Source organism: Pseudomonas sp. CBZ-4, from assembly GCF_000346755.1.
Classification (GTDB): domain Bacteria; phylum Pseudomonadota; class Gammaproteobacteria; order Pseudomonadales; family Pseudomonadaceae; genus Aquipseudomonas.
Genome location: NZ_ANNV01000137.1, coordinates 14,933 through 39,749 on the forward strand (window position 1 = coordinate 14,933; position 24,817 = coordinate 39,749).

General features: G+C 62.5%; 23 protein-coding genes. 9 read left to right on the forward strand and 14 right to left on the reverse strand.

What is annotated here, in order from left to right:
* Window positions 1–246: 246 nt before the first annotated feature.
* Both B348_RS0118500 and B348_RS1000000131115 read right to left on the reverse strand, forming a co-directional pair.
* Window positions 247–846 carry a putative adenosine monophosphate-protein transferase Fic gene (locus B348_RS0118500; protein WP_017737560.1) on the reverse strand — a complete coding sequence of 200 codons (600 nt, stop codon included), beginning with the start codon at window positions 844–846 and terminating at the stop codon, window positions 247–249.
* Entirely contained in the window at window positions 846–1,016 is a 171-nt protein-coding gene (locus tag B348_RS1000000131115; protein ID WP_017737561.1) for a YhfG family protein, read from the reverse strand. Before B348_RS1000000131115 ends, B348_RS0118500 begins: the two co-directional genes overlap by 1 nt.
* Before the next feature lie 175 nt (window positions 1,017–1,191).
* Here B348_RS1000000131115 and B348_RS0118510 point away from each other — a divergent pair, with 175 nt between their 5' ends.
* The 3 genes from B348_RS0118510 (at window position 1,192) to B348_RS0118520 (ending at window position 4,992) form a co-directional block, all read left to right on the forward strand.
* Window positions 1,192–2,367 carry a tetratricopeptide repeat protein gene (locus B348_RS0118510; protein ID WP_017737562.1) on the forward strand — a complete coding sequence of 392 codons (1,176 nt, stop codon included), beginning with the start codon at window positions 1,192–1,194 and terminating at the stop codon, window positions 2,365–2,367.
* A 231-nt stretch (window positions 2,368–2,598) separates the two neighbouring features.
* The gene (locus B348_RS0118515) at window positions 2,599–4,536 is read left to right on the forward strand and encodes an ATP-dependent DNA helicase RecQ (RefSeq protein ID WP_017737563.1); all 1,938 of its coding nucleotides are present in this window, start codon (window positions 2,599–2,601) and stop codon (window positions 4,534–4,536) included.
* 24 nt (window positions 4,537–4,560) lie between these two features.
* A complete protein-coding gene (locus tag B348_RS0118520) occupies window positions 4,561–4,992 on the forward strand; it encodes a thioesterase family protein (RefSeq protein ID WP_017737564.1) in 432 nt (143 codons plus the stop codon).
* A gap of 153 nt (window positions 4,993–5,145) precedes the next feature.
* On the opposite strand, the gene B348_RS0118525 is transcribed toward B348_RS0118520, so the two are convergent.
* From B348_RS0118525 to B348_RS0118540, 4 genes are all read right to left on the reverse strand, one after another.
* Window positions 5,146–5,619, reverse strand: coding sequence for a glycine zipper domain-containing protein (locus B348_RS0118525; protein WP_017737565.1), 474 nt, complete (start codon window positions 5,617–5,619; stop codon window positions 5,146–5,148).
* Window positions 5,620–5,820: 201 nt separating this feature from the next.
* The gene (locus B348_RS0118530) at window positions 5,821–8,169 is read right to left on the reverse strand and encodes an FdhF/YdeP family oxidoreductase (protein ID WP_017737566.1); all 2,349 of its coding nucleotides are present in this window, start codon (window positions 8,167–8,169) and stop codon (window positions 5,821–5,823) included.
* A complete protein-coding gene (fdhD, locus tag B348_RS0118535; RefSeq protein ID WP_017737567.1) occupies window positions 8,166–9,005 on the reverse strand; it encodes a formate dehydrogenase accessory sulfurtransferase FdhD in 840 nt (279 codons plus the stop codon). Before fdhD ends, B348_RS0118530 begins: the two co-directional genes overlap by 4 nt.
* Window positions 9,006–9,102: 97 nt before the next feature.
* Entirely contained in the window at window positions 9,103–9,990 is an 888-nt protein-coding gene (locus tag B348_RS0118540; protein ID WP_017737568.1) for a LysR family transcriptional regulator, read from the reverse strand.
* 142 nt (window positions 9,991–10,132) lie between these two features.
* Between B348_RS0118540 and lysM the strand changes: the two genes are divergently transcribed.
* The gene (lysM, locus tag B348_RS0118545; protein WP_017737569.1) at window positions 10,133–10,573 is read left to right on the forward strand and encodes a peptidoglycan-binding protein LysM; all 441 of its coding nucleotides are present in this window, start codon (window positions 10,133–10,135) and stop codon (window positions 10,571–10,573) included.
* A gap of 127 nt (window positions 10,574–10,700) precedes the next feature.
* On the opposite strand, the gene yrfG is transcribed toward lysM, so the two are convergent.
* Entirely contained in the window at window positions 10,701–11,363 is a 663-nt protein-coding gene (gene yrfG / locus B348_RS0118550; RefSeq protein ID WP_017737570.1) for a GMP/IMP nucleotidase, read from the reverse strand.
* Window positions 11,364–11,450: 87 nt separating this feature from the next.
* On the opposite strand from yrfG, the gene nudE reads away from it, so the two are divergent.
* Window positions 11,451–12,017, forward strand: coding sequence for an ADP compounds hydrolase NudE (nudE, locus tag B348_RS0118555; RefSeq protein ID WP_017737571.1), 567 nt, complete (start codon window positions 11,451–11,453; stop codon window positions 12,015–12,017).
* Complete coding sequence (gene cysQ / locus B348_RS0118560) at window positions 12,014–12,850, forward strand: 3'(2'),5'-bisphosphate nucleotidase CysQ (protein WP_017737572.1); 837 nt, start codon at window positions 12,014–12,016, stop codon at window positions 12,848–12,850. Before nudE ends, cysQ begins: the two co-directional genes overlap by 4 nt.
* Window positions 12,851–12,990: 140 nt before the next feature.
* Here cysQ and B348_RS0118565 read toward each other — a convergent pair whose 3' ends face one another.
* The 7 genes from B348_RS0118565 to rfbB are packed head-to-tail and all read right to left on the reverse strand — an operon-like array spanning window position 12,991 to window position 20,023.
* The gene (locus B348_RS0118565) at window positions 12,991–13,446 is read right to left on the reverse strand and encodes a YiiD C-terminal domain-containing protein (protein ID WP_017737573.1); all 456 of its coding nucleotides are present in this window, start codon (window positions 13,444–13,446) and stop codon (window positions 12,991–12,993) included.
* Entirely contained in the window at window positions 13,443–14,819 is a 1,377-nt protein-coding gene (locus B348_RS0118570) for a sigma-54 dependent transcriptional regulator (RefSeq protein WP_017737574.1), read from the reverse strand. The genes B348_RS0118565 and B348_RS0118570 overlap by 4 nt, the downstream gene beginning before the upstream one ends.
* Window positions 14,816–16,624 carry an ATP-binding protein gene (locus B348_RS0118575; protein WP_026136884.1) on the reverse strand — a complete coding sequence of 603 codons (1,809 nt, stop codon included), beginning with the start codon at window positions 16,622–16,624 and terminating at the stop codon, window positions 14,816–14,818. Before B348_RS0118575 ends, B348_RS0118570 begins: the two co-directional genes overlap by 4 nt.
* Before the next feature lie 36 nt (window positions 16,625–16,660).
* On the reverse strand, window positions 16,661–17,530 hold the full coding sequence (rfbD, locus tag B348_RS0118580; protein ID WP_017737576.1) for a dTDP-4-dehydrorhamnose reductase: 870 nt from the start codon (window positions 17,528–17,530) through the stop codon (window positions 16,661–16,663).
* Window positions 17,527–18,072 carry a dTDP-4-dehydrorhamnose 3,5-epimerase gene (rfbC, locus tag B348_RS0118585; protein ID WP_017737577.1) on the reverse strand — a complete coding sequence of 182 codons (546 nt, stop codon included), beginning with the start codon at window positions 18,070–18,072 and terminating at the stop codon, window positions 17,527–17,529. Before rfbC ends, rfbD begins: the two co-directional genes overlap by 4 nt.
* The gene (gene rfbA, locus B348_RS0118590; RefSeq protein WP_017737578.1) at window positions 18,069–18,944 is read right to left on the reverse strand and encodes a glucose-1-phosphate thymidylyltransferase RfbA; all 876 of its coding nucleotides are present in this window, start codon (window positions 18,942–18,944) and stop codon (window positions 18,069–18,071) included. The genes rfbC and rfbA overlap by 4 nt, the downstream gene beginning before the upstream one ends.
* Window positions 18,941–20,023: a dTDP-glucose 4,6-dehydratase gene (gene rfbB / locus B348_RS0118595; RefSeq protein WP_017737579.1), complete on the reverse strand. Its 1,083-nt coding sequence runs from the start codon at window positions 20,021–20,023 to the stop codon at window positions 18,941–18,943. Before rfbB ends, rfbA begins: the two co-directional genes overlap by 4 nt.
* A gap of 152 nt (window positions 20,024–20,175) precedes the next feature.
* Here rfbB and B348_RS0118600 point away from each other — a divergent pair, with 152 nt between their 5' ends.
* The 3 genes from B348_RS0118600 (at window position 20,176) to B348_RS0118610 (ending at window position 24,752) form a co-directional block, all read left to right on the forward strand.
* The gene (locus tag B348_RS0118600) at window positions 20,176–23,076 is read left to right on the forward strand and encodes an aminotransferase (protein WP_026136885.1); all 2,901 of its coding nucleotides are present in this window, start codon (window positions 20,176–20,178) and stop codon (window positions 23,074–23,076) included.
* A 122-nt stretch (window positions 23,077–23,198) separates the two neighbouring features.
* Entirely contained in the window at window positions 23,199–24,305 is a 1,107-nt protein-coding gene (aguA, locus tag B348_RS0118605) for an agmatine deiminase (RefSeq protein ID WP_017737581.1), read from the forward strand.
* A gap of 234 nt (window positions 24,306–24,539) precedes the next feature.
* Window positions 24,540–24,752, forward strand: coding sequence for a hypothetical protein (locus tag B348_RS0118610; protein ID WP_017737582.1), 213 nt, complete (start codon window positions 24,540–24,542; stop codon window positions 24,750–24,752).
* Window positions 24,753–24,817 lie beyond the last annotated feature (65 nt).

Genomic DNA, 24,817 nt, shown 5'->3' on the forward strand with positions numbered 1-24,817 from the left:
GGGTTTTTTAGAGGGGCGGTTGAGTGTTTTAAGCAGTTTCGGAAGAGGACGGCGAGGTGACTGGCGGTTTCTTACAGCCGTGTCCGGCGTTGGTAGCTTGGCAGTGATTTCAGAGGCAAAAGTAGGCCAACTGTGGGAGCCGGGCTTGCCCGCGATGGCGGTGGGTCAGGTAGGGAATTATCGGCTGATACACCGCCATCGCAGGCAAGCCAGCTCCCACAGGTTTAGCGGCGTGGCGGGGAACGATTAACTGCTGGCAGGCCGGCTGATACACCGCTCGAAAATCGCCTCCAACCCGCGATAATCACACGCCACCGCATCAATATTCGCCGGCACCCACGCGGCGTGTTTCACCAGCCACCAGTTCACTGAAAAGCCCGCATTCACAATGATCTGCTCAAACAGGATCCGTTGCGCGCGGCCGTTGCCTTCGCGGAAGGGGTGAATGACGTTGAGGTCGCCGTACGCCTCGGCAATCTGCGTCACCAACTCGGCCTGGGTCGCGCCGACGTACCAGTTGGCCTCTTGCATATGCCGGATGATTTTCGCCGCTTCCGGTGGGATGCGTTCCGGGGTGCAGAACAGGGTGTCGCCTTTCTGGATGTTGACGCTGCGCAGTTCGCCGGCCCAGTCGTAGAGGTCGCCAAACAGGACGCGGTGGATGTGTTGCAGGCGATCGAGGTCGTAGGGCGGTGGGAAGAGCGGGAGGTTGCCTACGGCGATTTCGGAGAGTTCCCGCTCAGCCTGGTGCAGGCGGGCTTCGTCGTGCAAATCGAGGCGGTTGCGCAGCACGCTGCTACCGGGATAGCAGTACGGGTCCTGGCCCACGCCATATTTGTCGAGCATCAGCGTGGGGTGTCGCGGTACTTGGCAAGGACGGCTTCGCGGGTCGGCAGGGGTTTGTCGACGTCGGCCGGTTGGGTGTCGAACCCTTCCAGGCGCAGGCTGGCCAGGTAATTGGAACGGCGGATCTTGTGGTAATGATCCTGTTTTTGCTCAAACGTCAGTTCGCTCATCGCAGCGTACTCCGGGGTGGCAAGGCTTGATTGTAGCGCAATGCTTCCGAGGGCAGGCGCGATAAAAACCACGTCACATTTTGTACAAAAAAACTGCCAGCTCGCTGAATTCAGCGTATGTTGCAGCGCAAAATCTTGTAGGGCGATTTTGCCCACTACTTAAAGGGAGTTAAGCATGGGTTTGCTTCGTGTCGCTTCGGCGATGTCATTGTGTGCGGTCGCGTTTTCAGTCCAGGCCGACCAGTTGCCGATTGAAGTGCTCAGTGCAGTGGTCAAGGACCAGAAAATCGCCGACGCCGAAGTGCTGCTGCAACGCAACGGCGCGCAAAACGTCGTGGGCCGCACCAACGCCCAAGGCCAGGTGGTCCTCACCAGCGCGGCCGCCGATGATGGCAGCAGCCTGCTGATCATCAAGAAACCCGGCTATTCCAACCTGGTGGTGAAGTGCCCATGCAAGGGCATGACCTACGCGATCAGCCCGGTGATGGAAAACCTCGACGGCCTGCGCGTCGTGCTGACCTGGGGCCGCAACCCTTCCGACCTCGACTCCCACATGATTTTCCCGGGCAACAACATCTACTACGCCAGCAAAAAGGGCACTGATGCCGAGCTGGACGTGGATGACACCGATAGCTACGGCCCGGAAACCATCACCCTGCAGAAAAAACACTACGGCGAAAGCTACGTGTATGCCGTGCATGACTACTCCAACCAGTCCTACCCGAATTCGAGCCAGCTGTCCGACAGCGAAGCCAAGGTGTTCGTGTACATGGGGCAATCCCTGGTCCGCACCTACTACGTGCCGAAAAACCGCACCGGCAACCTGTGGACCGTGTTCCGCATGACCGGCAGCGGCGACTTCCAGGACATCAACAGCTTCACCGGCGTCACCGTGGATGCGGCGAATGTGCTGAACGAAGTCAAACCGTTGCTGGATGACAGCGTGGCCGTCACTGAAGTGGTTGTCAGCTCTTCCGTACAGGCTGATGCGAAGAAACTTAACCTGAAAGGCGAAGCGGCCTACCAGGCGGGTAACCTGGATCAGGCGATTGAGTTCTTCCGCCAGGCCATCGATCTGGATAACAGCTTCGGCAAGGCCTACGGCAACCTGGGCTTGGCGTATCAGAAAGCCGGCAACACTGCCGAGTCGATCTGGGCCAACCGCAAGGCCATCGCGTTGGCGTCGGGTGCCAATGCGGCGACCGTGCGTGCCGGGTCTTACTACAACATTGCGCGGATCTATGAAGCGGCCGGGCAGTTCCAGGATGCGTTGCGTCACTACCAGTTGGCGAAAGAGCAAAAGGCCAATCCGGTGTATGACACGGCGATTGAGCGTGTGAAGAACCGCTGATTCAGCCATAGCTCAAAACTGATATGTGGGAGTCAGCTTGTGTGGGAGCTGGCTCCCACATTTGGTTTGTGGTGTTCCTGCAAAACCTGGTGAAACATCCCACTTCGGCCCTGGGCCATCCCTCACCCTGTGTATCATCCTGTCTCTTTTTTCCATGCGACCTTTCTCGATCCGCTGAACTTCCCGGGCTATGTTTTCAAGCCAACTCAGCGGTCAATGGAGCGACAGCCGATGCACGACACCCTCCAGCAGGTCTTTGGTTATCCACAGTTTCGTCTGGGCCAGGAACAGACGGTCAGCGCTGTACTGGCCGGCCGTTCTGCCGCCGCGATTTTCCCCACCGGCTCAGGCAAGTCCCTGTGTTACCAGCTGTCGGCCGTACTGCTGCCGCACCTGACGCTGGTGGTGTCGCCGTTGTTGGCGTTGATGCAGGACCAGCTGGGTTTCCTGCAACGCCATGGCATTTCAGCGGGCAGCATCGACTCGGCGCAGAGCCGCGAAGACGCCAATGACGTGATGGCCCGTGCGCGTTCGGGCGAGTTGAAGATCCTCATGATTTCCGTGGAGCGCTTGAAGAACGAGCGCTTTCGCAATTTCCTGCAAAGCGTGCAGATTTCGCTGTTGGTGGTGGACGAGGCGCACTGTATTTCCGAGTGGGGCCACAACTTCCGTCCGGACTATTTGAAGCTGCCGGACTACCAGCGTCAGTTCAATATCCCACAAGCCTTGCTGTTGACGGCTACAGCAACGCCCAAAGTGATCGCCGACATGCAGGCGAAGTTCGCCATCGCGCCAAACGATGTGGTCACCACGGGCTTCTACAGGCCCAATCTCAACCTGCTGGTGGAGCCCGTCAGTGGGGCGGACAAGCGCCGACGCCTGGTGCAGTGGATGAGCGAGCGGGCGGGCCAGCCGAGCATCGTCTACGTGACCCTGCAAAAAACCGCCGAGCAGATTGCCGAGCATCTCAATCGCAACGGCATTCAGGCCGAGGCCTATCACGCCGGTCTGCCCCACGATAAACGCGAGGGTATCCAGCAGCGCTTCATGGGCGGGCGCTCCAACTGCATCGTCGCGACCATCGCGTTTGGCATGGGCATCGACAAGAGTGATATCCGCAATGTGGTGCACTTCGACCTGCCCAAATCCATCGAGAATTACAGCCAGGAGATCGGCCGCGCGGGGCGTGATGGGCAGCCGTCCGACTGCCTGGTGCTGGCCAACCGCGACAGCCTCAATGTGCTGGAAAACTTCGTGTATGGCGATACGCCGGAGCAGGACGGCATTCGCCGTGTGCTGGAGGCGTTGCAGGCGGCGCGGGGCGATGGGCAGTGGGAGTTTCTGCTGCGCTCGCTGTCGGACCACAGCAACATCCGCGAGCTGCCGCTGAAGACCCTGTTGGTGCAGTTGGAGCTCAAGGGCGTGATCGCGCCGCGCTACGCGTTTTATGCGGAATACCGCTTCAAGTACCTGATCGAGCCCGACGCTTTGTTGGCACGGTTTAGCGGCGAGCGGCAGCAGTTTGTTGCGGCGATCGTCGAGGTGTGCAAGCGCGCCAGGGCCTGGGCCACGGTGGATTTCGACGCGCTGTATCAACAGCACAACGCCGGACGCGACCGCGTGGTGAAAGCCCTGGATTACTTCCAGGAGCAGGGCCTGATCGAGTTGGAAAGCAAGCAGATGACCGAGGTCTACAGCCTGCTGGACACAGGATTTGATCCACAGGCGTTGAGCGCCGAGTTATACACAGGCTTCAAGCAGCACGAGGTCGGCGAGGTGGCGCGCATTCACGCCATGCTCGACCTGTTTGCCACCGAGCGCTGCCTGGGCCAGCGCCTGGCGCAGTATTTCGGTGATGAAAACGCGCCGCAGCGCTGCGGGCATTGCTCGGTTTGCCACGGCAATGTTGCGCACTTGCCGCCGCCGCCCGCTTTGCCGCCGCTTGTGGATAAAAACTTCATGGGGCTGTGCGGGGATTTTATCCACAGGCATCATCAGCACACCGGCCAACTGCCCGAAGCGGAACGCCTGACGCGGTTCCTTGGCGGCATCAGCGTACCGTTGTTTACCAAGCTGAAGGCGCGGGGTATTCCGGGTTTTGCTGCGCTGGAAGACTATCCATATGCCGAGGTACGCCAGTGGGCCGCAGCCCATTTGCAGGACCTTTAAACCCATCTACACGAGATGCCCCCGATGCCCGACTCAGTGCCCCAACGTGCCGACTACCTTCACTTCCAGCCGATCATCACGCGCTGGCACGACAATGATGTGTACGGGCATGTGAACAACGTCACCTACTACAGCTTCTTCGACACGGCGGTGAACACCTACCTGATCGAACAGGGCGGCCTGGATATTCATGACGGCAAGGTGGTGGGCTTTGTGGTGAGCTCGGCGTGCGACTACTTTGCATCGATCGCCTTTCCCGAGCACATCGAGATCGGCCTGCGGGTGGGCAAGTTGGGCAATAGTTCGGTGCAATACGAGTTGGCGGTGTTCAAGGCGGGCGAAGACGACGCCTGCGCGGCGGGGCGCTTTGTGCATGTGTTTGTGGAGCGCGGGTCGAACCAGCCGGTGGCGATTGCGGGGGTGTTGCGCGAGGCGTTGCAGCGGTTGGTGGTCTGAGCCCCAATTCTGCAAACGATGAAAGCCAACTGTGGGAGCTGGCTTGCCTGCGATAGCGGTGTGTCAGGTTTTCATCTGTTGCCTGACACGACGCTATCGCGGGCAAGCCCGCTCCCACATTTTTTAGCCTGCGGTGCCTTTTAGATCGTGGGCTTACCGGTGACGGTAGTGATGCTTGTTCTTGCGATGCCCATAGGCATGCCCACGGCCACGATGGTCATCGCGATCATAACGACGGTTGTCGCGCGAACGGCGATCATCGTCGTCGCTCTTGTTGCCCATGTAGTTACCCAGGGCACCACCTGCACCACCGCCGGCGGCTGCGCCGATCAGGCTGCCGGTGCTGCCGCCGACACTGCGGCCGACCACGTTGCCGCCCGCTGCGCCCAATGCGCCGCCAATGGCCGCTTCGCCACGGCTGCGTTTGTCGGCACCGACCGCACTACCGCCTGCGCCGCCCAGGGCTGCGCCAATGGTGGAGCCGGTGTTGCCGCCAAGCTGCTGGCCAACGACCGAACCTAGAACCCCGCCCAATGCGCCGCCTACACCGGCTTCGGTGGTGCCACCGGCCATGGCTGCGCCACTGACCAGGCCAAGGGACAACAAGAGAATCGAGGAGAACTTCATTCAGGGAAACCTCAAGGGGATGACGGCGCGATCCTGAGGCTGTATCGACAGGGTGACAATAGAAATCCGACCAGTAACACGAGTTGTGCACAATTAGCTAAGTTATTGTTTTAACTGGGGAACTTAAGTCGATTTAGTGAGTCTTTAACTCTTCGGAACGGCCGCTTTTATGCAAAAGCGGCCTTTTTGGTGCCCGCAGATCTACGCCGTGCGCGCCATGATCAAGCCGTTGTCACTTGCGGCTTCCAAACGGATCGCGACGAATTTCGACGTTGGCGTATGGCTACCATCCCCCGTGCTTTCCAGCGGCACCAGCGGGTTCACTTCCGGGTAGTAGGCGGCTGCCTGCCCCGCCGGAATATCAAACGCCAGCAAGGTAAAGCCTTTCACCCGGCGCTCACGGCCGTCTTCCCACAGCGACACGATGTCCGCCTTCTGCCCCGGCTTGAAGCCCAGGCGGATGATGTCGGCTTCGTTGACGAACAACACGTCACGCTGACCCTTGACCCCACGGTAGCGGTCGTCCAGGCCATAAATCGTGGTGTTGTACTGATCGTGGGAGCGCATCGACTGCATGATCAGGTCCGGCACGCGGCCCGTGGCGTGGGTGCGTTCGTGGATCAGGTCCTTGGGCAGGATGTTCGCGCGGAAATTGGCGCGGCCCGATGGCGTGTTCCAGCGGCGTGCGCCGGCCGAGTTGCCGAGATAGAAACCGCCCGGGTTTTTGATCTTCTCGTTGAAGTCCTTGAAGCCTGGAATGGTGTCGGCGATCAGGTCGCGGATGCGCCCGTAGTCGGCCACCAGCCAGTTCCAGTCGACCGGCTTGCTGCCCAGGGTCGCGGCGGCGATACCGGCGAGGATGGCGGGTTCGGATTTCATCAGCTTCGACAGCGGCTGCAACTGGCCATTGGAACCGTGGACCATGCTGAACGAGTCTTCCACCGTCACCGCTTGCGGGCCATCGGCCTGGATGTCGATGTCGGTACGGCCCAGGCACGGCAGGATCAGCGCGTCCTTGCCGTGCATCAGGTGGCTGCGGTTGAGCTTGGTGCTGATCTGCACGGTCAGGTCGCAGTTGCGCAGGGCTTGAAAGGTGCGCGGGCTGTCTGGCGTGGCTTGGGCGAAGTTGCCGCCCAGGCCGATAAACACCTTGGAGCGCCCTTCGAGCATGGCGTGGATCGCTTCCACCACGTTGTGGCCGTTTTCCCGTGGCACCTGGAATTGGAAGCGGCGCTCCAGCGCGTCGAGGAACGCCACCGGTGGCCGTTCGTTGATGCCCATGGTGCGGTCGCCCTGCACGTTGCTGTGGCCGCGCACCGGGCACAGGCCGGCGCCCGGGCGGCCGATGTTGCCGCGCAGCAGCATCAGGTTGGCGATTTCCTGGATGGTCGGCACCGAGTGACGGTGCTGGGTGATGCCCATCGCCCAGCACATGATCACGTTCTTGCCTTTGGCGTACATGCGCGCCGCTTGCTCGATCTCCACCAGGGTCAGGCCGGACTGCTCGACGATTTCATCCCACGAGGTGTCGTCGATCTTGGCCAGGTAATCCAGCACGTTGACCGTGTGTTCGTTGAGGAAGTCGTGGTCGAACACGGCTTCCTTGCCTTCGGCCTGGGCCTGGCGTTCCCACAGCAGCAGGAACTTGGCCATGCCGCGCAGGATGGCCATGTCGCCACCCAGCGCCGGGCGGAAGTAGGCGGTGTTGGTCGGCTTGTCGCCGTTGGTGAGCATTTCCAGCGGGTGCTGCGGGTGCTGGAAGCGTTCCAGGCCGCGCTCTTTCAGTGGGTTGATACACACCACCTGGGCGCCGCGTGTCACCGCTTCACGCAACGGTTCGAGCATGCGCGGGTGGTTGGTGCCGGGGTTCTGGCCCCAGACGAAGATGGCGTCGGCATGTTCAAAGTCGTCAAAGGTCACGGTGCCTTTGCCCACGCCCACGCTTTGCGCCAGGGCGACGCCGCTGGCTTCGTGGCACATGTTCGAGCAATCCGGGAAGTTGTTGGTGCCAAACGAACGCACAAACAGTTGGTACAGATACGCCGCTTCGTTGCTGGCGCGGCCGGAGGTGTAGAACTCGGCCATGTCCGGGCTGGGCAGGGCGTTGAGGTGCTTGCCCACCAGGTCGAAGGCGGCTTCCCAACTGATGGGCTGGTAGCGGTCGGTCTCGGCGTCGTAGCGCATCGGCTCGGTGAGGCGGCCCTGGTATTCCAGCCAATAGTCGCTTTGTGCTGTCAGCGAAGTGACGCTGTGCTTGGCGAAAAACGCTGCATCCACACGGCGCTTGGTGGCTTCCCAGTTCACTGCCTTGGCGCCGTTTTCGCAGAACTTGACCATGCCGCTTTCCGGCGAGTCGCCCCAGGCGCAGCCCGGGCAGTCGAAGCCGCCGTTCTGGTTGGTCTTGAGCATCATGCGCAGGTTTTTCAGGGCGTTGTCGCTGGTCAGCCAGGCCTGCGCCACGCTGATCAGCGCGCCCCAGCCGCCGGCCGCACCTTTGTAGGGCTTGTAGCGCGGGGTTGGGGTTTGGTCGGCTTGGTTATGATTGCTCACGGCTGGTTCTCCATCGCAGGGCTGTAGACCCGCGGCGCACTTTTCTGCGGCAGGTGGATGAGATTGAGGTTATGCCGGCGGGCCCATTGCAGGGCCAGGCCGGTGGGCGACGACAGGCTGACCAGGGTCTGGATGCCCGCGCGCAGGACTTTCTGGATCAGCTCGAGGCTGCAACGGCTGGTGACAATCGCCAGGCCACCGTCGGTCGGAATCTTTTGACGGATCAGCGCGCCGATCAGCTTATCCAGGGCGTTATGCCGGCCGATGTCTTCGCGGCCCAGCAGCAATTCGCCTCTGTTGTTCATAAACACGGCGGCATGTACGGCGCCACTGTGCTGGCCCAACGGTTGAAACGCACTGATGCGCTGGCGCAGGCCGTCGAGCCATTCGGCAGGCGGCAACGGGGCGCCGGGCAGTACTTGCAGGTCGGGCAGGGCTTGTTCCACCGCTTCCACGCCGCACAGGCCACAGCCGCTGGTGCCGGCCAATTGGCGGCGCTGCTGCTTGAGGTTCCAGAACGCACGGCTGGAAATCTGCACCTGAGCGTATTGGGCTGAGCCGGAGCCGCTGAGTTTCAGGTCATAAATGTCGCTAACGTCGGTGATAATGCCGCTGCCAAGGCTGAAACCGACGATAAAGTCTTCCAGGTCGGTGGGCGTCACCAGCATCACCGCCTGGCTGATGTCGTTATAGGCAATCGCCAACGCCACTTCTTCCGCCAGCGCGGTGCTGGCGACTTCAGTGTGTTCGAGATTGCAAAACTGGTAGCTCTGGCTGGCGGCCGGCGCGGCTGTATCAAGGGCGGGCGCCGCGCAGACTGGGCGCTTGGCGTTCATGGGGCTGTACCACCGGCGGATTGATCAGTGTTTAGACTAGGCGCGACAAAGCGTCGCGTCTAATTGCCAGTACTGATCTACCGATAGATGACGTCGATCAAGACGGGTTTTGCGATTTCTGAAACAGCGCGAAACACGCCTCGGCCAGTGCCGAGCGCGGCGCGCTGCGGCGCATGATCAACCCGAGGCGCGCCAAGGTGTGGGCGTCTTCGATCGGTTGCAGGCGCAGATGCTCGGTCAGCGCGTCCAGGCCGCCGTCCAGTGGCATCACCGCACAACACAGGCCGCCGTGCACAGCTTGTAACAACTGATGGACGGCATCGGTTTGCAGCAGCGGTTGCGGGTTGAGCCCACGGCTGTGGAAGTTGTGGTCGATGGACTGGCGAAAGTGCATGCCGCTGGTGAGCATGCCCAGGGGCAACTCCGTCAGCGCCTCCCAGCTCAGGGGTTTGTCGCCAAAGCTGAAGAAGCGCTGGTCGTAGAGCAGGCCCATGCGGGTCTCGCCCAAGGCCAGGGAGTCGAAGCGTTCGTTGTCCAGGCGCTCCAGGTAGGACACGCCGAGGTCCAGGCGATTGCTCGCCAGTTGTTCAAGGATTTGCTCGGAGCTGAGTGCTGACAGCTCAAAGCGCAGGCTGGGGTGCTCTTTGTGCAGTTGTTGCATCAGCGCCAGCGGATCGAAGCTCGACAGCGGCACCACACCCAGGCGCAACGTGCCGACCAGGTTGCCGCGACAGGCGGCGGCTTCGGCCTGCAAGCCGTCATAGGCAGCCAGCACGGTGCGCGCCCAGGCCAGCACGCGTTCACCGGGGGCGGTAAAGCCTTCGAAGCGCTGGCCGCGATTGACCAGTGGCAGGTCCAGTTCTTCTTCGAGGCTGCGCAAGCGCATCGACAGGGTCGGCTGGGTAATGTGGCAACGTGCCGCGGCTTGGCCGAAGTGACGGGTTTCGTCGAGGGCGATGAGGAATTTCAGCTGTTTGATGTCCATCTTCGCTCCAGGGCTTATTGCAATGGCGGGGGGATTCTAGCGCGTGTAGGAGTCGTCTGGTCATTGGTCGGGCTGGAACCAGGTTCTGTAGGACTGGTCTAGTCTTTGGCATCTGGAACTTAAACCCAAAGGAGAGCGAACCATGAGTCTTTTTAGCTTTGTTAAGGAAGCCGGCGCGAAGTTGATCGACCTGTTGACACCGGGCAATGCCAACGCCGGTGAGAATCTGAAAAAGCATATCGAAGATGTGGGGCTGGGCAACCCGAACGTGCATGCCACCGTTGACGGTGACAAGGTGACGATCACCGGTGAAGTCGCCAGCCAGGAAGAGAAAGAAAAGATCATTCTGGCGGCAGGCAATATTGCCGGGGTGGCCAGTGTTGAGGACCAGATTACGGTGTCTGGCCCGGTGGTTGCGGCCGCGCGTTTTGTCGTGGTGAAGAAGGGCGACACGCTGAGCGCTATTTCCCTGGCGGTGTACGGCAACGCCAACCAGTACAACAAGATCTTCGAGGCGAACAAGCCGATGTTGTCGCACCCGGACAAAATTTACCCAGGGCAGACGCTGCGCATTCCTGAGTAACGCACAGCACAGCTTGTGTGGGAGCCGGGCTTGCCCGCGATTGCATCACCTTGGTGTCACTGATACACCGCGGCGCCTGCATCGCGGGCAAGCCCGGCTCCCACATAGAGCAACTCCAACAATGGGGTCAGAGTCCGCCAATGAGATCGCGGTAGTCTTCGACTGCGGCAAACTCCCCAGTGTCCTTTGGCCCCTTCTTGCTATCCGGCTCTTTCACCGCCAACAAATGCCCCACCCCAAACGCCCGCGCACTGCGCAAGATCGGCAAGGTGTCATCGATAAACAAACTGCGCGCCGGGTCAAAGCCGATATCGGCTTGCAGGGCATCCCAGAACTGCGGGTTTTCCTTGGCGAAACCGTAGTCGTGGGAGCTGATCAAACGCTCGAAATACGGCGCCAGTTCAATGCGTTCCAACTTCAATGACAGCGAATCGCGGTGCGCGTTGGTGATCATGATCACGCGCTTGCCGGCCTGTTTGATCGCCGCCAGGAAGGTGTCGGCATCCGGGCGCAGGGCGATGAGGTGGGCGGTTTCCAGCTTGAGTTCGCGCACCGGCAGCTTGAGCTCGGCACTCCAGAAATCCAGGCAATACCATTGCAACTGTCCGGCGTTACGCTCGAACAGTGGCTGCAGTTCCATCTCGGCCATGGCCCGGCTTACCCCGTGCAGCTCGGCGTAGCGTTGCGGCAGGTGTTCCATCCAGAAATGGTTGTCGTAGTGCAGGTCGAGCAAGGTGCCGTCCATGTCCAGCAGGACGGTGTCGATGGCGTGCCAGGGCAAAGAGGGCATGGGGCGGTCTCATGTAAGTAGAAATATCCGACACAAACAATCGGAAAAGCCACGGTATAGTAACCCGATCACGCCAAGGAGCCGCTTATGCGCCAGAAACCCACCGTCCTCGCCCGCGAAATAGTCGCCAGTAGCCGTTTGTTCCGCGTGGAGGAAGTGCAATTGCGCTTCTCCAATGGCGTTGAACGGACCTACGAACGCCTGGTGGGCCGCGGTGCCGGCTACGGCGCAGTGATGATCGTGGCGATGCTCGATGACGAGCATGCGGTGCTGGTGGAAGAGTACTGCGGCGGCACCGACGAATATGAGCTGTCCCTGCCCAAGGGCCTGATCGAACCCGGCGAAGACGTCCTGGCGGCGGCCGAGCGGGAGCTCAAGGAAGAAGCGGGCTACGGTGCACGCCAGCTGGAACTGATTACCGAGCTGTCGTTGTCGCCGGGGTACATGAGCCAGAAAATCCAGGTGGTGCTGGCCACCGATCTCTACGAAGAACGCCTGGAAGGCGATGAGCCTGAGCCGATGCGCGTGGACAAGGTCAACCTGCGCGAGCTGTCGCAGCTGGCGCAAAACGAGCAATTCAGCGAGGGCCGGGCCCTGGCTGCGTTGTATCTGGTACGAGACCTGTTGACTCAGCGTGGAGCGTTTGACGCATGAGCGAATTGTTTTTAGGCCACCCGTTTATCGCCCCGGTGATCGAACTGGCGCGTCAAGCCGGCGAAGTGATCCTGCCGTACTGGCGCGCCGATGTGGCCGTGACTGCCAAGGCCGATGACTCGCCGGTGACGGCGGCCGACCTGGCGGCGCACCACCTGATCCTCGCCGGCCTCACCGCGCTTGACCCGAGCATCCCGGTGCTGTCCGAAGAAGATGCCGATATCGACCAGAGCATCCGAGCCAGTTGGCAGCGCTGGTGGCTGGTTGATCCGCTGGATGGCACCAAGGAATTTATCGCCGGCAGCGAAGAATTTACCGTCAATATCGCCTTGATCGAACAGGGCCGCGTGGTGTTTGGCGTGGTCTCGATGCCCACCAGCGGGCGTTGCTACTTCGGCGGTGCGGGCCTGGGGGCGTGGCGTTCGGACGTGAACGAAGCGCCCCGGCAGATCCAGGTGCGCACGGCCCCGGCGGCGGGAGAAGCGTTCACCGTGGTTGCCAGCCGGCGCCACAGCAGCCCGGAGCAGGAGCGTTTGCTGGCGGGTTTGAGCGAAGGCTTGGGTGAACTGAAACTGGCGAATATCGGCAGTTCGTTGAAGTTCTGCCTGTTGGCGGAGGGCAGTGCGGATTGTTATCCGCGCCTGGCGCCGACGTCGCAGTGGGATACCGCCGCGGCCCAGGGTGTGCTGGAAGGTGCGGGCGGCGAAGTGCTGGAGTTGAGCGGTGTGCCGTTCAGTTATCCGGCGCGGGAATCGTTGTTGAATCCGTTCTTCCTCGCGTTGCCGGCGAAAGCGGCATGGCGCGAGCGTTTACTGGCTTTGGCACGCTCCTGAGGCTTGCATAAATCAATGTGGGAGCTGGCTTGCCTGCGATGCAGGCGCCTCGGTCTGTCAGTTAAACCGCAGTGATGCCATCGCAGGCAAGCCAGCTCCCACAAAAGCCCGTTCCCACAGGTGGTTTTGTGTGAAGGCTTTCAGCGGTGCAGGACGTACTGGCCGGTGAAGGTCACTGCGCGGTCCTCACTACCTTCATTCACAATCCACGTCTCCAACGTCAACCTTGCGCGGCCATAACGCTTATAGGTCGCCACAAACCGCTTCCACACCTTATCTTCCGGCGCCTGGCACACCACTGTCGCATCCCGCGTGACGGGCAGCGGATAACTGATCTGCCCCTCCTGAATCACGATATGCCCGTCCTCAATCCCTTCCTCACGCAACTGCAAATGCAGCCAGCCCCAACCCGCCAGCACCGCGCCGCAATAAAGACTGCCGCCAAACATGGTGCTCTTGTGGTTGATATTGGCCTGCAACGGCAGGTGCAGTTCCAGCCGCCCGTGTTGCCAGTCGCGGACCTTGAGGCCCATCTCCCGGGTCAGGGGGATGTCGTGGTGCAGCACCGATTCCAGGTCATCGCTGGCGTGGGTCATTCGTCGTCACCACTTTGGTTGGCAAAGTTCAGGCCGTGCTTGCGCAGCTTGTCGTGCAAGGTTTTGCGCGGTACGCCCAAGGCTTCGGCGAGGCTGCGCATGGAGCCGTGGGGGCGGGTCAGTTCGGCGGCGATCAGGCTTTTTTCGAACTGCTCGACCTGTTCGCTCAAGCCGCCCGACGTGGACGTCAGCACGTGGGCATGGGGATTGTCCGGCGTGGCGTCCAGCGCCAGCTCCAGCCCGAGGGCGAAGCGTTCGGCGGCGTTCTGCAACTCACGCACATTGCCCGGCCAGCTGTGGCGCAGCAGCAGCGCGCGCTGGCCCGGTTGCAGTTCGTGCAGGGTCAGGCCGTGGCGGCTGCTGGCTTCATCGGCAAAGTGCTGGAACAGCATCAGCGCATCTTCACCGCGCTCGCGCAGGGGCGGGATGCGCAGCGAGGCGACGTTGAGGCGGTAATACAAGTCAGCGCGGAAGCGGCCCTGGTCGGCCGACTGGCGCAAATCTTCCTTGGTGGCGGCGATGATGCGGATATCCAACGGGATCAGCTGGTTGCCGCCCAGGCGTTCCACCACGCGTTCTTGCAGCAGGCGCAGCAACTTGACCTGTACATCCAGGCTCATGCTTTCGATTTCATCGAGGAACAGCGTGCCGCCGTTGGCGAATTCGAACTTGCCGATGCGACGTTTCTGCGCGCCGGTAAACGCGCCGGGCTCGTGGCCGAACAGTTCGCTTTCCACCACCGACTCGGCGAGGGCGCCGGCGTTGATCGCCACGAACGGCCCGCTGCGCCGGCTGGACAGATCGTGCAACGCCCGCGCGACCACTTCTTTGCCGGCGCCGGTCTCGCCGAGGATCAGCACATCGGCCTTGGTCGCCGCCAGGGCGCCAATCTGCTCGCGCAGGCGCAGCATTTGCGGCGAGTGGCCCACCAGGCGCGTGCTCAGTTGCTGGCGGTCGCTGAGGGCCAGGCGCAGGCTGCGGTTGTCCAGCACCAGGCGGCGCAGGGCCAGGGCGCGGCGCACGCTGTCGAGCAGGGCGTCGCTGGCGAAAGGTTTTTCCAGGAAATCATAGGCGCCTGCGCGCATGGCCTGCACTGCCAACGGCACGTCGCCATGGCCGGTGATCAGTAGCACCGGCAGGTCCGGGTCCTGGCCGTGCAGTTCGGCGAGCAACTCCAGGCCGTCCATGCCGGGCATGCGGATGTCGCTGACCACCACCCCGGGCCAATCCCGCGACAGGCGCGCGGTGAGGCCGCTGGCTTCGCCCAGGGGCAGGACTTTCAGCCCGGCCAGGTCCAGGGTCTGGCACAGGGCCTGACGCAGGTGTGGATCGTCGTCGATCAACACCACCTGAATCCCGTTGTCGATACTCATACGCTGCGGTCCTCGGACGGTTGCAGACTGACGCCCGGCGAGCCGGCACGCAATTTCAGGGTTAACAGCGCGCCGCCTTCCTTGTGGTTGGCGAACAGCAGTTCGCCGCCAAAGGCACGCATCAAGGTGTCGCAGATCGCCAGGCCGAGGCCAAGGCCCTGGGTACGCGTCTTGGTGGTGTAGAACGGCTCGCTGGCGCGGCCCAGGGCTTCCATGCAAAAGCCCGGGCCGTTGTCGCGAATGTACAGGTTGACGCCCTGTTCGGTGGTTTCGGCACTCAGCCAGAGTTTGCGCGGCGGGCCTTTTTCGGTGAGGGCGTCGAGGGCGTTGGCCAGCAGGTTGCCGAGCACCTGGCGCAGACGGGTTTCGCCGGCCTGCACCCACAATGTCGCCTCGGGCAGGTCGCGGATCAGCTCGACTTCCATCGAGCGCCGCCGCTTGGCCAGCAAGGCCAGGGCATCGTCCAGCGCCGGTTGCAGGCCGACGCTTTCCGGCGCATGCCGGTCGCGGCGGGCAAAGGCGCGCAGGTGGGCGATGATCGAGGCCATGCGCCCGGTCAGTTCGCTGATCAGCTTGAGGTTGCCGCGCGCATCGTCGGTGCGCTGGTGGTCGAGGAGGATCTCGGCGTTTTCCGCGTAGCTGCGGATGGCCGCCAACGGCTGGTTGAGCTCGTGGCTGATACTCGCCGACATGGTGCCCAGCGCCGACAGTTTGCCCGCCTGTACCAGATCATCCTGGGCGCGCACCAACTCTTGTTGCGCCTGTTCGCGTTCCAGCACTTCCTGTTTCAGGCGCCGGTTCAGGCCTTCAAGGTCGCTGGTGCGCTCGATCACCCGCGCTTCCAGCTCGCGGCGTGCCTTGGCTTCGAAGGCGATGCGCTCCAGGTAGTGGCGGCGGCGCTGCATCAGCAAACCGAGCAAGAGCATCAGCACCAGCAACGTCGCGCCGCCGACGGCGACCACGGTGCGCACCGGGCGGTTGATCAAGGATTGCGGCGCGAGGATTTCCACGTTCCAGCCGGTCTCGGCAATCGCCGTGGATTGGCGCAGCCACGCCGTGGAGCTGAGGGTCAGCGGCTGCGGGTCGCGGGTCGGGTAGGGTTGGATGGCGATGATCGCCTGGCGCTCTTCGGCGGTCAGCGGGCGGGTCGCACGGAAGCGCCATTGCGGGCGTGAAGTGAGGATCACCACGCCGTTGTGGTCGGTCACCAGCAGTTGTTCCGGGGTATTGCCCCACAAGCTTTCGGTGTGGTCCAGATCGACCTTGACCACCAGCACGCCGATGATGGTGTCGCCATCGCGCACGGCGGCGGCGAAGAAGTAGCCGCGCTTGGCCGAGGTGGTACCCAGGCCGAAAAACCGTCCCAGGCGCCCGGCCATGGCTTCGCTGAAATACGGCCGGAAGGAAAAATTGCGCCCGACGAAACTGTCCTGTTTATCCCAGTTCGATGCGGCCAGGGTCTTGCCGTGGGTGTCCATCAGGTACATCACCTCCACCCCGGCCTGGGCGGCGACGTCTTTGAGCAACTGGTTGGCGTTGGTCAGGTTGGTGCTGACCTGGGGCGCGTCCAGCGCCGTGCGCAGGGCCGGCAAGTCGCCGAGGATCTGCGGTAAAACCTCAAAGCGGTGCAGGGTGCCGAGCAGGTTGGCGACGTACAGGTCGAGGGTCTGGCGGTTCTGCCCGGCCAGTTCGTTGCGGTAATAACGCTCGGCCAGGTGCTCCAGCGGCCATAGCAGCGGCGCCAGGCACAACGCCAACAGGGCGAGGCTGCGCCAGCGGGGTCTTCGCGGGAGGGTTGGAGTCATGGGAGTCGGGCGCCTGGGGGTACAGGCGCATTATGCCTAGTGCTGCGCGGCAAGACACTCGCGCAATGCGTCCTGCCAGTGCGGCTGGCTGACGTGCCACTGCTGTTGCAGGCGACTGCAATCGAGGCGCGAGTTCAGCGGGCGTTGGGCGGGCGTGGGGTAGGCGCTGGAGGGGATCGCCTCCAGTTCGGCGCAGGCCTTGCCCTCGGCGCGCAAATGTTCGCCAATCGCCTGTGCGAAGCCGAACCATGAGGTTTCGCCCCCGGCGGTCAGGTGATAGACGCCCCATTCGCCCGCTGCGCCGGCCTGCCAGCGTTCGATCAGGGCGTGGGTGCTATTGGCGATGCTGCCGGCCCAGGTCGGTGCGCCGATCTGGTCGGCGACGATGCGCATCTGCGGCTTCTCTTGCAGCAGGCGCTGCATGGTCTGCAGGAAGTTCTTGCCGTGGTTGGAATACACCCAGCTGGTGCGCAGGATCAGGTATTCGCCGCCCACCGCCGCAATCGCCTGCTCGCCGGCCAGCTTGCTTTGGCCGTAGACGCTGAGCGGGTTCGGCGTGTCGCTTTCGGTGTAGGGCGCCGATTTGCGGCCATCGAACACATAGTCGGTGGAGTAGTGGATCAACGGCACGCCCAGGACCTTGGCTTCTTCGGCGAGGATGCCGGGGGCGATGGCATTGATCGCGAACGCGGCGTGCGGCTCGCTTTCGGCCAGGTCCACGGCGGTGTGGGCGGCGGCGTTGATGATCAGGTCGGGGCGGTGAGCGCGGACTTGCTGGCGGATGTGCTCGGGGTTGGCCAGGTCAAGCTGGTCGCGGCCGAGCACGATGAGCTCGCCCAAACCCTGGAGTCGCTGTTGCAGTGCCTGGGAGACTTGGCCGTGTTGGCCGGTGATCAGGATCTTCATGGGAACAGGTCGGCTTCCATCAGCAATTTGCCCGCCTGGTCCTTGGCCGACAGCTGCGGCGCCTCGCTCAGCTGCCAGTCGATGGCCAGCGTCGGGTCATTCCACAGGATGCTGCGCTCGGCACTTGGCTGGTAATAGTCGGTGGTCTTGTACAGGAACTCGGCGAAATCGCTGAGCACCACAAACCCATGGGCAAAGCCTTCCGGCACCCACAGTTGGCGGTGGTTCTGCGCCGACAGCCGCACACTCACCCACTGGCCGAAGTTCGGCGAGCTGCGGCGGATGTCCACGGCCACGTCCAGCACCTCGCCGGCGGTGACGCGCACCAATTTTCCCTGGGTGTGTTCGAGTTGATAGTGCAGGCCGCGCAACACGCCTTTTTGCGAGCGTGAATGGTTGTCCTGCACAAAGTCGCGCTGCAGCCCGGTGGCCTCGGCAAAGGCCCGGGCGTTGAAGCTTTCGTAGAAAAAACCGCGTTCGTCACCGAATACCTTGGGCTCAAGAATCAGCACGCCGGGCAGTGCGGTTTCAATCACGTTCACTGGTTGTCTCCCGCCAGCGAGTAAAGGTACTGGCCATAGCTGGTCTTTCCGAAATACTTGGCGCGTTCGAGCAGATGTTCGCGGTCGATCCAGCCGCTGGCGTAGGCGATTTCTTCGAGGCACGCGACCTTCAGGCCCTGGCGGCGCTCGATGGTCTGCACGTACTGCGAGGCGTCCAGCAGGCTGTCGTGGGTGCCGGTGTCGAGCCAGGCGAAGCCACGGCCAAAGCGTTCCACCTGCAAGTCGCCGCGACGCAGGTAGGCGTTGTTGACGTCGGTGATTTCCAGTTCGCCCCGGGCTGAGGGCTTGACCGCCTTGGCGATCTCGATCACGTCGTTGTCGTAGAAATACAGGCCGGTCACCGCATAGCTGGACTTGGGCACCGCCGGTTTTTCCTCGATGGACAGGGCGCGGCCTTCGCTGTCGAAGTCGATCACGCCGAAACGCTCCGGGTCTTTGACCCAGTAGCCGAACACCGTGGCGCCTTTGCCGCGGTTGACGGCGGCGTGCAACTGCGCGCTGAAGCTTTGCCCGTGGAAAATGTTGTCGCCGAGGATCAGGCACACCGGGTCGCTGCCAATGAACTGCTCGCCAATCAGGAAGGCTTGCGCCAGGCCGTCCGGCGTCGGTTGCTCGGCGTAGCTGAACGTGACGCCGAACTGGCTGCCGTCGCCCAGCAGGTTGCGGTATTGCGGCAGGTCGGCCGGGGTGGAAATCACCAGGATCTCCTTGATGCCGGCCAGCATCAGCACCGAGATCGGGTAGTAGATCATCGGCTTGTCATACACCGGCAACAGCTGTTTGGACACGCCCAGGGTGATGGGGTGCAGACGCGTGCCGGAGCCACCGGCCAGTACGATTCCTTTCATCATGCGATCAGATCCCTCATGTCGGTGTTGCCCAATCGTTGACCCTGATAACTGCCGTCCTGGACCCTGCGGCACCAGTCCATGTTATCCAGGTACCACTGCACGGTTTTGCGTAGACCGGTTGCAAAGGTTTCCGCTGGCACCCAGCCCAGTTGGCGCTGGATCTTGCTGGCATCGATGGCGTAGCGCTGATCGTGGCCGGGGCGGTCTTTGACGAAGGTGATCAGGTCGCTGTAACTCGTCACGCCGGGTGGATGCTGCGGCGCCAGTTCTTCCAGCAGCGCGCAGATACTGCGCACCACGTCGATATTCTTTTGCTCGTTGTGCCCGCCGATGTTGTAGGTCTCGCCCACCACGCCTTGCGTCACCACCTTGAGCAGCGCCCGCGCGTGGTCTTCGACAAATAGCCAGTCGCGCACCTGCAAACCATCACCATAGACCGGCAAGGGCTTGCCCGCGAGGGCGTTGAGAATCACCAGCGGGATGAGTTTTTCCGGGAAATGGAACGGCCCGTAGTTGTTGGAACAGTTGGTCAGCAGCACCGGCAGGCCGTAGGTGCGCTGCCAGGCGCGCACCAGGTGGTCGGACGCCGCCTTGCTCGCGGAGTAGGGCGAGCTGGGGGCATAGGGCGTGGTTTCGGTGAACAGGTCGTCCACGCCGTGCAGGTCGCCGTACACCTCGTCGGTGGAGATGTGGTGGAAGCGGAATGTGTTTTTCGCCGACGGATCGAGGGTCTGCCAATACCCCCGGGCGGCTTCCAGCAGGCTGTAGGTGCCGACGATATTGGTCTGGATAAAATCCGACGGGCCGTCGATGGAGCGGTCCACGTGGGACTCGGCCGCCAGGTGCATGATCGCCTGCGGTTCGAAGCGCGCGAGCACGGCGCTGACGGTGGCCTGGTCGATGATGTCGGCCTGGACGAACTCGTAGCGGCTGTTGGACGCGATGGAAGTCAGCGATTCCAGGTTGCCGGCGTAGGTGAGTTTGTCGAGGTTGAGCACTTCATGCTCGGTGTGCTGGATCAGGTGACGTACCAGAGCAGAACCGATAAAACCGGCGCCACCGGTAATGAGAATGCGCATGTCGGGGCCCTTTTCCTTTTGACGGACATTTAGCGAATGGAGCATAGCCTGTGTTGCCGCGCGCGGTAGGGCAGGATGTGTCGGGGGGTTGCACAAGCCCCCTGAACAATGGCGAACTAAGCGCCTGATAAAAATACCGAGGTTGCCCCGCCATGCTGCTTGCCACGTTGATTCACCGCGCCAGTCTACCCTGCCCGCAAGTGGGCCCCGGGCAGGCAGCGCAATTGTTGGGGCAGCATTATGGCCTGGCTGGCACCTTGCAATCATTGGGCAGCCAGCAAGACCTCAATTACAGGGTGGACAGCCCTCGCGGCCGCTTTGTTCTGAAAATCTGCCGGGGCGACTACGCCGCCGTGGAGTTGCAGGCCCAGCACGCCGCGCTCAATAGCCTGCAAGGCGTGCGCGTGCCGGAGGTGATCAAGGCGCTGAACGGCGAAGAGCTGCTGACCGTCACCCTCGACGGGCAAACCCTGCACCTGCGCGTGCTCGACTACATCGACGGCCAGCCGCTGACCCATCTGCCGCACCTGGGGCGCGAGGTGATCGCAGGCTTTGGTGAACTGTGTGGGCGCATGAGCCTGGCCCTCGCGGATTTCACCCATCCGGGTCTGGAGCGCACGTTGCAGTGGGACCCGCGCCACGGGCGTGAACTGATCGCGCATTTGCTGGCGACCTTGCCAGAGCTGCCGCATCGCGCCGAGTTGGAACAGGTCGCCGCGCAGGTTGAAGCGCGCATCCGGCCGCTGGCGGAGCAATTGCCGTGGCAAGCCGTGCACATGGACATCACCGATGACAACGTCGTGTGGCAGCGTGATGCCGCGCGGCAGTGGCAGGTCGAGGGCGTGATTGATTTCGGCGACCTGGTGCACACCTGGCGCATTGCCGACCTGTCGGTGACCTGCGCCGCGTTGCTGCATCACGCCGAGGGCGATCCCTTTGCGATCTTGCCGGCGATCCAGGCGTGCCACGCAGTGACGCCGTTGCAGCGTGCCGAGCTAGAGGCGCTGTGGCCGCTGATCGTCGCGCGGGCGGCGGTGCTGGTGTTGAGCAGCGAGCAACAGCAGCGTCTGGACCCAGATAACACGTACCTGCTGAAAAACGCCGAGCACGAGTGGGAAATCTTCCACGTGGCCACGTCGGTGCCGTTCGAGTTGATGGAGGCGGCGATTCTGCGCAGCGTCGGTGAAGACCTGCCGGCGGTGGCCAGCGAGGATTTCGCGCCGTTGTTGCCGGGGTTGGTGGGGCGCGAATTTGCCTTGATCGATCTGGGCGTGCTCAGCCCGCATTTCGAGGCGGGCAACTGGGAGCACGCGGGGATTGATCGCCGCTTGCTGGATGAAGCGGCGGCGGTGCATGGGCTGGCGGCCAGCCGTTATGGCCAGTACCGGCTGTCGCAGACCTGCCCGGACAGTGCCGTTGAACCGGCGACGTTCCCGCTGCATGTCGAGTTGCATTTGCCCCACGGCACGCTGTTGGAAGTGCCCTTCGCCGGGACGTTGCAGCACGGCGCGGACGGCCTGGTCAGCGTGCAGGGCGTCGAATTGAGCCTGCGTTTGTGGGGCGTGAACACCGTATTGAACGCTGGCGCGCTGTTGGTCGAGGGCCAAGTGTTGGGTGAAGTACACGCGCCGTTGACCGTGCAACTGTGCCGCGCCGAGCTGGAACCGCCGCTGTTCTGCACGCCGTCGCGGGCGTTGGCGTGGCAAGCCTTGTGTCCATCGCCCGCGACGCTGCTGGGGTTGGCCTGCGACGCCGAACCCGAGCTGGACCCCGAGGCCCTGCTGGCCCGGCGCGACGCCAGCTTCGCGCGCTCGCAAAAACACTATTACGTCGACCCGCCGCGCATCGAACGCGGCTGGCGCAACCATTTGATCGATATGCAGGGCCGCTCCTACCTGGACATGCTCAACAACGTCGCGGTGCTCGGCCATGGTCACCCGCGCATGGCGGCGGTGGCGGCTCGGCAGTGGTCGCTGCTCAATACCAACTCGCGTTTCCACTACGCGGCGATTGCGGAATTTTCCGAGCGCTTGCTGGCGCTGGCGCCCGAAGGCATGGACCGGGTGTTCCTGGTCAATAGTGGCACCGAAGCCAATGACCTGGCGATCCGCCTGGCCTGGGCCTACAGCGGCGGGCGCGACATGCTCAGCGTGCTGGAGGCGTATCACGGCTGGTCGGTGGCGGCGGATGCGGTGTCCACCTCGATTGCCGACAACCCCCAGGCGTTGAGCAGCCGTCCGGACTGGGTGCACCCGGTGACCGCGCCGAATACCTATCGCGGCGAGTTCCGTGGGCCGGACAGTGCGCCGGACTATGTACGAAGCGTGGAACACAACCTGGCGAAAATCGCCGCGAGCAAACGCCAGCTGGCGGGTTTCATCTGCGAGCCGGTGTACGGCAATGCCGGCGGCATCTCGCTCCCGCCGGGTTATTTGCAGCAGGTGTATGGGCTGGTGCGCGCACAGGGCGGCGTGTGCATCGCCGACGAGGTGCAGGTCGGTTACGGACGCATGGGCCACTTCTTCTGGGGCTTTGAAGAGCAGGGCGTGGTGCCGGACATCATCACCATGGCCAAGGGCATGGGCAACGGCCAGCCGCTGGGCGCGGTGATTACCCGGCGCGACATCGCCGAGGCGCTGGAGGCCGAGGGGTATTTTTTCTCGTCGTCGGGGGGCAGCCCGGTCAGTTGCCGGATCGGCATGGCGGTGCTGGACGTGATGGCCGAAGAAAAACTGTGGGAAAACGCCCAGGTGGTTGGCGGGCATTTCAAGGCGCGGTTGGCAGAACTGATTGACCTGCATCCATTGGTCGGCGCGGTTCACGGTTCCGGCTTCTATCTGGGCCTGGAGTTGGTCCGCGACCGGCAGACGCTGGAGCCCGCGACCGAAGAAACCGCGCTGTTGTGTGATCGCCTGCGCGAGCTGGGCATTTTCATGCAGCCGACGGGGGATTATCTGAACATCCTCAAGATCAAGCCGCCGATGGTCACGTCCCGGCGCAGTGTGGATTTCTTCGTGGACATGCTGTCGAAGGTGCTTGGCGAGCAATTGTAGTTAATCGATTCTTATCGGCTATTTAATGTCATATTTATCGCCTATGATCCTTGAGCGCTTTTAAAGCCGATTTTTATCCGTTATAAAGTCGGCCTTTACCCCCATTCGGAGTCTTGATCGCCATGACCACCCTGCACAGCACACCCCGCGCCGATGGCTTCCATATGCCTGCCGAATGGGCGCCACAGACCCAAACCTGGATGATCTGGCCCGAGCGCCCGGACAACTGGCGCCTGGGCGGCAAGCCGGCGCAGGCGGCGCATGTGGCGGTGGCCAAGGCCATTGCGCGGTTCGAACCGGTGACCGTGGCGGTCTCTGCCGGCCAGTACGAAAATGCGCGTGCGCGCCTGGATGTGCCGAATATCCGCGTGGTGGAAATGTCCAGCGACGACGCCTGGGTGCGCGACACCGGGCCGACCTTCGTGATCAACAACAGCGGCGAAGTGCGCGGCGTGAACTGGGACTTCAACGCCTGGGGCGGGTTTGACGGCGGCCTGTACGCGCCGTGGAACCGCGACTCGCAGGTGGGTGGCAAGATCCTCGAAATCGAACGCGCGCCGCGCTACCGCACCGAAGGCTTCGTGCTGGAAGGCGGCTCGATCCACGTTGACGGCGAAGGCACGCTGATCACCACCGAAGAGTGCCTGCTCAACCGCAATCGCAACCCGCACCTGGACCGCGCGGCGATCGAGGCGGTGCTCAGCGCCAACCTGGCTGTGGATAAGATCATCTGGCTGCCGGACGGCCTGTTCAACGACGAAACCGACGGCCATGTGGATAACTTCTGCTGCTACGTGCGCCCCGGCGAAGTGCTGCTGGCCTGGACCGACGACGTGCAAGACCCGAACTACGCGCGCTGCCACGCCGCCATGGACGTGCTGCACGGCAGCACCGACGCCCAAGGCCGCGCGTTCACCGTGCATAAAATGCCGATCCCGGGGCCGCTGTACGCCACCGAGGAAGAATGCGCCGGTGTCGACCCGGTGGACGGTTCGCAGGAGCGTAATCCGACCGTACGTTTGGCCGGTTCCTACGTGAACTTTCTGATCGTCAACGGCGGCATCATCGCGCCGAGCTTCGATGACCCGATGGACGGCCCGGCGAAGAAGATCCTCCAGGATCTGTTCCCGCAGCACGAAGTGGTGATGGTGCCGGGCCGCGAACTGTTACTGGGCGGCGGCAATATCCATTGCCTGACCCAACAACAGCCGGCCCCGCAGAAAAAGTGAGTGCAGTTGTAACAGCAGCATGAGGGTGACCGGGCACTGAGCAATTCCGGTACTCATGGCAAGCCCGCGGCCCAGCAAGGTCGCGGGCTTTTTTGTGGGTAAATGCCTACAAAAACCGGGGGTTGGCATAGCTCTTGTATCGCTGTTGCGACAGCGATCGAGGTTTATGACTCAGCAGTTCTGTCATAAACCTTGAGTAAGTTAGCCGCTCAAGCAGTAGGAGAGAGCGCTGAAATGAGTCCTCAAATCAACCTGATGTACACGCGCACGTTTCACCCGATGCGGGTCAACGGCGACGCGATCCAAGCACTGGGGCTCTGGTTGAAGGAAAACGGCTCACGGAAGAGCAGGCTGCCTGATTTGCGCAGCGTGTTGAGCGAGCGGTATCCGGTGGGTTTGTTTAGTGAGGATGAAGTGCACGTGTTGTGCGATTTGCTGAAGAACTAAAGAACACTGCAATCCAGAAATGTGGGAGCTGGCTTGCCTGCGATAGCGGTGTGTCAGCCCCACAT